The sequence below is a fragment of the Erythrobacter sp. S43 genome, assembly GCF_057364955.1.
Genome location: NZ_CP200285.1, coordinates 1,715,808 through 1,723,993, shown reverse-complemented (window position 1 = coordinate 1,723,993; position 8,186 = coordinate 1,715,808). Strand labels below are relative to the sequence as shown.

The following is an 8,186-nucleotide window of genomic DNA, read 5'->3' as shown; positions in this document are numbered from 1 at the left end:
GACTTTTGCGGGCGGCGGTGGCCCCGGTGCTCGCCTTGCCCGCCTTCATCTTCGCCGCATGCAAGGAGAGCACATGTGATCCGCCAATCATCCATCAAAACTCTACTTTTCGCTCTGTCTTTGCTCGCCGCGCCTGCCTCGGCTCAGCAGCAGGAAGCCAGAAGCGATGGCAAAGCCTTCGGCGAGAGCCTGCGCAGTGAAGCGCAAGCGGCAAGCAAAGCGCAGCCCAGCGCGTCCGAACTCCCCAACTATGACCGCGAGGCCGTACAAAATCTCGAGCGGCTCGCCGATAATCCCGACCAGATCAAGGGAGCGGCCACAGCTACGTCGCGCAATCATCAAGGCCATCGCTTGGTGCGCGACAGCATGGCCAATCGCGCGCGCTTCGAAAGCGATGATATTGAAGCGGTGATCGCCCGCAGTCTGGCAATCAATAAGGCACCGCTTGATTACACCAGCGGTATGTCGATCTCAGGCAGTCAAGGCGAATGCGTACCCTTGCCGCCCGGTGCTGGGTCCGCTGGCACTTACACAGCCACATGCAACACAGGCACACGGGTCGAGCAAGCCCAGGGGCAATGCTCTGTCCCGCTAGTCGCCAGCGTGACCCAGCGCCAGCAATGGCACTATCTCTGCAACGATACTGGCATCCAACAAGGTCTCCCATGGTGCTCTACATTTAACAGCGGCTTGTGCCGCATCACCGGATATCGGCCCGGCCCATGTCTGCAGTGGTGGGATAACGGCTTTAACCGTTACTGCTCTGAACCGGGCGATCCTATCGCTGAGATTTCCTGCGACGCGCCTGACTCGCGCTACACGCCCTATGCGATCACCACGCAAAGCACGGTCGACGCCGCTCCAGATGAAACCCAGTGCCAGCCTTTTGCGGAGGATGGAGATTGCACACTCGATGCGGAAATCTGCACCGATGAGAGCCCGCGAACCCGAATTGTTGATGGAGTGGCTGTCACCCAGAGCTGCTGGGAATGGGAGCGAAGCTACACTTGCACATCACGCGAAGCGGCAAGCGATTGCTCGGATATCGAAGCGCTCGGCACCTGCCGCTTTGTGCGCGAAGAATGCATCACAGAGGAGCTTCCCTGTGAGACCTGGGAGCGCATCTACGAATGCCCGATTCCAGAAACCGAGAACTCACCCCAGTTCGTCTGCGATGGCGATGTCTATTGCATCGATGGAAGCTGCGAGACCATTGAGCGCACGCCCAATGATGAGTTCAAAGATGCGGTCACCGCGCTCAATGCAATGGATGAGGCGCGTGGGCAGTTCGATCCCAATACGCTGACGCTATTCCGTGGGACCCGAAACACCTGCTCTTCCAAAGTCTTTGGCGTGCTCAATTGCTGCAAGGGCAAAGGCTTTCCGCTGATCCCCGGCATCAGCTTGCTGGTCGCGCTTGGCTGCGACCGCGAGGAAGTGCTGCTCCATGAACGCGATGCGCAGGGGCTTTGTGCCTATGTCGGGACCTATTGTTCGAAGAAATTCCTCGGTGTCTGCCTGACCAAGAAGAAAGCCTATTGCTGCTTTGAAAGTAAGCTCTCGCGCATCTTGCAGGAACAGGGTCGCAAACAGCTCCCCAAACCATGGGACAAGCCCAAGCACGAGCAGTGCGAAGGATTTACCCTCGACGAGTTTGCGCAGCTTGATTTGAGCCTCATGGATTTCAGCGAAGTCTATGCCGAATTCACCGAAGCGGCGCGCCTCCCCGATGAGCTCGAAACGAGCATCCTCATCCAGCAAAAGATCGACGACTATTACGCAAGGGGCGGTCAATGATGAGCATAGCATCACGGCTTGCGCTAATCCTCATCTCGGCAGTCGTGAGCGCAGCGCCAGCAAGCGCACAGCGAGTTGAGAGCACCGAGAGAAGCACTGCAGCAGACACGCTCTACTGCCAGGAGCGCAAGCTCGGCTATTGGTTCTATTGCGCCAAGCCGATCCCCAAAAACGAGCCACAGCAAGAGGTAGAACCGGAGCAGGAGGCGATACCAGCCACCCAAGAATTGGAAGCAATCACCAGCGAGCTGCGCGAATTGAAAGCGCGCGCAATTCTCTATCCCACCAGAGACAATGTTGCGTCGTACATCCGCTTCCAGCGCGCGCAGCTCGATCGCGCTTCGCTCTTCTCCGACGTGTGGCAGCGGGCCATCTGGCAGGATCCCGAACTCGATTACACGCTGCAGCGTCCGGTTGGTGCGGTCGCCAAGCAACAGTGGCAGGATGTGCGGGCAGCAGAACGCGACACCGTGATGGGCAGGCTCTCGGAGCGTTATGGCCTATTCTATTTCTTCAGCGCCACTTGTGGCCCCTGCGAAGTGATGAGCCCGATCGTTAAAGGCTTCGCCAGCCGCTGGGGGATCACCGTACGCGCGATCTCAACCGATGGCGGACCGTCAAGGCATTTCCCCGACTACAGGGTCGAGACCAATCAAAGAGAGCGGATGGGCCTTGAGACCAAAGCAACGCCCGCTTTGGTCCTTTGGGACAGCGAGGCCAAACGGCCGATCCCGATCGGATACGGTGTGCTGTCCGCTGATGAGCTGCAAGACCGCATCTATCTCCTCACTTCAAAGGAAGCCGGACATGATTACTAGCATCCGCAATGCAGCGCTCACCATTGCCGCGGCCAGCATGGTCGCAGCGCCTGTTGCCGCAAATGTCGGCGACAGCATGGACCGTTTCATGGATGATATGGGCGCGGCGGCGAACGTCACTGGTCCGACCGCCTTCGAAGGCCAGTCCGCAGGCTACTATAGTCTGGGCAATGTTTGGACGCGATTTCCGCAAAAGACGACCAGTATCGCCAATCTGCAATTGCCAAGAGCGCGTGCGGGGTGCGGCGGGATCGATATCTTTGCGGGCTCCTTTTCCTTTATCAATGCAAGCGAGATGGTCGCGCTGATGAAGGCAGTGGCCAACAATGCAGTCGGCTTCGCCTTCAGCTTGGCGATCGATACCGTCTGCCCTGAATGTAATAAGATCATGCAGGAGTTTAGCCAAAAGGCTCAGCTCATGAACAATCTCTCGATCAACTCCTGTGAGATGGCGCAGGGGCTGGTGGGAGGGCTCTGGCCCAAAGGCGATTTGGCCGACAAAGCGATCTGCGAAGCGATCGGGAATTCTGAAGGCATCTTCACCGACTATGCCGCTGCCAAGCATGGCTGCGGCACGCGAGGCCAGCGCGCTTCAACCAATGAAAGCGCCGGTAGTGACTATGCAGACGTCAATCCCGGCGTAGCGCGCAACTACACTTGGCACGTCCTTAAAGAGAGCGCCTTCTTCAACCCCAGCGGCACTTTCGACCGCGAACTCGCCGAATACGCCATGACGCTGATCGGCACGGTGATCTACGTCCCGCCCAAGGATGACGAGCCGGGCAAGTTTGTGCCCTTCGCTGGCGATGCGTCTTCGACGCTGGTGAGCGCGCTGCTTGATGGAACCCAAGGCCAAAGCGTGCGCGTGTTCCGCTGCGATGAAACCGATCTCTGCCTCAATCCCACCTTCCAGCAGATGAGCCTGTCAAACGCCAAGGCGATCCGACCACGCGTGGCGCAGCTCATCGGCAATATGGTCGATGCGATCCGGACGGACACGGCCATCGGGAATGCCGAGAAGGAGCTGCTTCAGGTCGCTTCGATCCCGCTCTACAAGATACTAACTGTCCAAGCCGCCTATGGGCGCGGCATGCCGACCGACGACCGTGACACGCTGGCTGAAATTGCAAGCGTCGATCTACTCTACGCAATCCTTGACCGCATCGTGTCGGAAGCTGGCCGTTCGATGGCGAGCTTTATTGCCGCTGACGAAGCCAAGTTGGCGATATGGCGCGGACAAGTGACCGAAGTGCGTAGCAGTCTCATCCAGCGGCAAGCGACAGGCCAAGCCAAAGTCTCTGCAATCATGCAGATCATCGAGAAGACAGCGATGATCGAAAACGCGCTCGCCGCGTCGATGTCACCGTCCATGTCGGCTGCGCTCGACTGGTCGCGCGGCCTGCAATCGCGCTCGATCGTGCCCTGAGGCAAAGATAATGGTCGAGATCTTCACCACGGGCGGCGGCGAATACATCGTCAATGTCCTGAACGCCGTAGCCGCTTGGACGGGTGCCGGAGGCTATAAGAGCCTGATTCAGGTGGCGCTCGTTATGGCTATGACGCTGGCGGTTATAGTCGTTGCATTCAATCAGAACTGGCGCGCTTGGCTCAACTGGTTCTTGGGAGCGACACTCATCTATATGTGCCTGATGGTGCCGCGGATGGATGTGCAAGTGACAGACCGCGTCAATCCCAGCCTGGCTCCTGCAACGGTCGCTAATGTTCCGCTTGGCCTTGCATTTATGGCGAGCTTCACCAGCCAGATTGGTGATTACCTGACACAGTCGGCTGAGACGGTGTTCGGGTTGCCCGATGATCTCAATTATTCGAAGAACGGTATGATTTACGGCGCGCGCCTCCTCGAAGCCACGCGGAGCCTGCGCATCGCTGATCCTGAATTTGCCGCGAACTTCGATGAGCATGTGCGCCAGTGCGTGTTCTATGATCTGCTGCTTGGCCGCTATTCGATGAAAGAGCTCTCAGAAAGCGATGACATCTGGGCCACGATAGCGCCGGGAAGCCCGGCGCGTGCGCAGAAGTTCCTGACCCGCCAAGGTGATGACAGCGTGACAGCGAATATCGTCACCTGCCGTGAGGCCTACACAAGCCTCTCTGGTCAATGGGCGAGCATGATCGATGAGATGACGCTTGTTGCCGGCCGCCAGCTCTATCCGAGGCAAACCGAAGCGCTCGCTAAAGCCAAGCTCATCGCGGACTTGCCCGTCGCTTACCAATATCTGACAGGCATTTCGAAGGATGCGAGCAGCATCTTTCGCCAAGTGCTGACGATCAACGCGATGAATCAGGCCATGCATGGCTTTGCCGGATCAAGCGGCGCTTCAAGTGTTGATGTGTTTGCCCAGACCCGAGCCGATATCCAGACCGAACGAACCTATTCCTCAATCGCCCATAATGCGATGAAATGGGTGCCGATCCTCAACGTTGTGCTGACGGTGGTCTTCTACGCGCTGTTTCCAGTTCTCTTCCCGCTTTTCCTAATGCCAAGGACCGGGCCGATCGCTCTGAGAGGCTATGTCACCGGCTTTTTCTACCTTGCTGCCTGGGGACCGCTCTTCGTCATCCTCCACATGATCTTGATGCTGAAAGGCGCAGGCGATGTTGCGGCAGCAAGCGGCTCTAGCGGCCTTAGCCTTGCAACCTTTTCCGGCATGACCGACGTCAACAACGATATTGGTATTCTCGCTGGATATCTTGTCGCCTCGATTCCCTTCCTCGCAGGCGGGGTTGCGCGCGGCGCGATGGCCATTTCGGGCCAAGCCACAAGCTATCTCAATCCCAGCCAGAACGCGGCCGAAGAGGCAGCGCGCGAAGCGAGCACGGGCAACGTCTCACTTGGTAACACCAATCTCGACAATTCGAGCGTCTTCTCCCGCCAATTTGCGCAAGGCAGCCTCGCGCCAAACATCGCTTATGGCGCCGCCCAAACGCGGGGCATCGGCGAGAACGGCACCCAGACAACCAGCTTCCCGCAAGCGGAGTTCGCCAACGTGCCCACTTCGAGCTATCCCTATACCCCGACACTTGGACAGGATTTTTCCAGCCGACTTTCGACCATGGCGAGCGAGAGCCGTAGCCAGAGCGAGACCTTCTCCAATCTCGCTCAGCAATCGACGAGCTCGGCGGTTACGCGATTCAGCGAGCTGCGCGATGCGTACACCCGGTCGCGCTCGAATGAGACGGTCAGCGGAACATCAACCAATGACAGCATTGGCAAAACCTTCAGTGAACTCGATAATGCATCGAACACACTCCAGCAGCAATTTGGTCTATCACGCCGGGCATCGGACGACATAACGGTCTCATGGTTCCTGAATGGCGATGGCGGTTTAGGCGTCAAAGGCGAGCGCGGTTCGGTCGCAGGTAGCTTGGGCCTCAAAGGCGGACGTAATCAAACTTGGGCTGACAGCGATATCGGCATCGCCTCTGAAGATCGTTCGCGCATCGAAAGCGCACTGAGCCAAATTTCAGAAAGCCAGAATTGGTCAAGCTCAAGAGAAGGCTTCTTGCGCGAGACGAGCTCAAGCTCAGAAGCGCTTGTCTCGAGCAGTGCAGCGGGCGTTTCAACTTCGCTGACAGAGGCGCAAAGCTATACGGTCGAAGCGCGGCGCGCTGAGGAGATAGCCAATCGGCTTGAGAACCAGGCGAGCTGGTACGAAAGCGCCAATGCAGCCGGGACCTTGAATCTAAGCCAGGCCTACCGCGAATGGGGCATGGCTGAGATCGATGCCAATCGGGATTATTACGGCCAAGCGCGCTTTGATGACATCGATTTCCAGATGAGCGCGCAGGGGCAACAACTGCAATCCCGCTTTGTGGAAAGCTACGCTGACGGTCTCAATGATGAGATCACGGGCGAACTTGTTCTACCTGATGGAGCGCCGGTGACTCGGCCCAATGTCGGAAGCGCAAGCGGGGTGCGCGGCTCGGTTCGGCTTGGCGGCGTGCCAAGCTCGTTGAAAGAACCTTCAAATGCCAGAGATGAGATCGCAGGGGACGTTAGTCAGAGGCAAAGCGAAGGCTCTCGAAGCATCGAACAAAGAAGAGGGAAGCTTGATCGAACCACACGAGACGCACGTGGTGCGTCTGCCGAAGCGGCCGACGATGTGAAGGAATGGTAGGTCAGATCAAACCATCGTAGATGATGACAAAAATGACGAAGGCAGCGAACAAGAGGCCGAAAAGGACCAATCCTGCCTTTCCCCATGGATCAGCCCAAGTCTTCTTCCATGTGTAGGATGTCAGGCGATCCTCAGCGATAGCGCGGTCGATTTCGCAAAAGCCCTCCCAATCGCCTTTACTTTCCGGCGGAGTTTTGTCGGAATTGCTCATCAGTCAGTGTCCTTTCGCCAGAAACCAAAGCCCCCTCTGCTTTCGAGACGAGAGTGTAAGCCAAGTTGTGCGAAGCTCAAAATCTGGTCGATAATCAACTGGACTTAGGGTCTGTTGGTCAAACCATTCCGGCCTTTGGCGCAATGTTGCGGAGAGATCGAAGGACGCCTGCTCTCAGGCGTATTCAGATAGGCATTGAGTCGCTCAATGGTTCTTCGGCGTGGTCTGCGCCCCATCCTCAAATCGAGTACAAATCGGGGATCGCCCACGGCGCGCCTTCCAAAACGCGTCGCAGAAATGTGGTTTTCTTTCAGATGCCTTTCGATCCGTTCCAGCAGCGTCATACCTTTCTCACTCCGACTCGCAAATCCCTTGTGTTCTTGTTATGTTCTTACTAGGATGATTTCCGCGAGTCTAGGAAGAAATCCTACGATCAATCCTGAAGGACCACACAAATGGAACATGTTAGAGAGGAACTTGAGCGGCTGATCACCCAAGGCGGATACGGCTACGCGTCGGTTTCAAGGCTGCTTGGACGCAATCCAAGCTATATTCAGCAATTCATCAAACGCGGGTCTCCCCGGATGCTCGATCCCCAGGATCGCAAGACGCTTGCCAGCTTCTTTGGAGTCGATGAAGAAAGACTCGGCGGCCCCGCCCAAACACCGATGGACGGAATGATCGAAGTTCCTGTTCTCGACGTAGATGCCTCGGCGGGTTTTGGCGCTGTCGCGTCCAATGAGACCAGCTACACGCGCTTTGGATTTGACGAAAAATGGCTCCGCCGATTGACTGGGGCCAAGAGCGCAAGCCTCTCAATCGTGAGTGTATTGGGAGACTCCATGGAGCCGACCCTGAGCGATGGCGACGAAGTTCTCGTTGATGCGTCCGACCATGGATCAAGGCTGCGCGATGGAATTTACGTGCTGCGCTCGGACGATGCGCTCGTTGTGAAGCGGATCGCGCTCAAGCCCGGCGCCAAGCAGATCACGATTTCCAGTGACAACCCTGCTTACCCAACGTGGAATGATGTGGACCGCGAAGGCGTTGAGGTGATCGGACGAGTTATCTGGTTTGGGCGGGCTCTATAATCTTGCTCGGCGTCAATACGACGGGCCCAATCGACCCTCGTGGCGCATTAGCAAAGTTATGAACTTTGGCAGAACTTCCGCCAATGCAACGTCAAATCCAAGCGAACATATGGTTCGATCGTTTGTGCGG

6 protein-coding genes are annotated in these 8,186 nt (G+C 57.2%); 5 read left to right on the top strand and 1 reads right to left on the bottom strand.

All coding sequences use genetic code 11. From position 1 onward, the window contains the following. Positions 1–78: 78 nt before the first annotated feature. The 4 genes from AC0V6K_RS08380 to AC0V6K_RS08365 are packed head-to-tail and all read left to right on the top strand — an operon-like array spanning position 79 to position 6,754. Positions 79–1,797, top strand: coding sequence for a conjugal transfer protein TraN (locus AC0V6K_RS08380; RefSeq protein ID WP_472626082.1), 1,719 nt, complete (start codon positions 79–81; stop codon positions 1,795–1,797). After that, entirely contained in the window at positions 1,794–2,615 is an 822-nt protein-coding gene (locus tag AC0V6K_RS08375) for a conjugal transfer protein TraF (protein ID WP_472621232.1), read from the top strand. The genes AC0V6K_RS08380 and AC0V6K_RS08375 overlap by 4 nt, the downstream gene beginning before the upstream one ends. Continuing rightward, entirely contained in the window at positions 2,605–4,041 is a 1,437-nt protein-coding gene (locus tag AC0V6K_RS08370) for a conjugal transfer protein TraH (protein WP_472621230.1), read from the top strand. Before AC0V6K_RS08375 ends, AC0V6K_RS08370 begins: the two co-directional genes overlap by 11 nt. A gap of 10 nt (positions 4,042–4,051) precedes the next feature. After that, a complete protein-coding gene (locus AC0V6K_RS08365) occupies positions 4,052–6,754 on the top strand; it encodes a conjugal transfer protein TraG N-terminal domain-containing protein (RefSeq protein WP_472621228.1) in 2,703 nt (900 codons plus the stop codon). Between the two features lies 1 nt (position 6,755). Here AC0V6K_RS08365 and AC0V6K_RS08360 read toward each other — a convergent pair whose 3' ends face one another. Next, the gene (locus AC0V6K_RS08360; RefSeq protein WP_472621226.1) at positions 6,756–6,965 is read right to left on the bottom strand and encodes a hypothetical protein; all 210 of its coding nucleotides are present in this window, start codon (positions 6,963–6,965) and stop codon (positions 6,756–6,758) included. Between the two features lie 455 nt (positions 6,966–7,420). Here AC0V6K_RS08360 and AC0V6K_RS08355 point away from each other — a divergent pair, with 455 nt between their 5' ends. Then, the gene (locus AC0V6K_RS08355; protein WP_472621224.1) at positions 7,421–8,056 is read left to right on the top strand and encodes a S24 family peptidase; all 636 of its coding nucleotides are present in this window, start codon (positions 7,421–7,423) and stop codon (positions 8,054–8,056) included. The last annotated feature ends 130 nt before the right edge of the window (positions 8,057–8,186 follow it).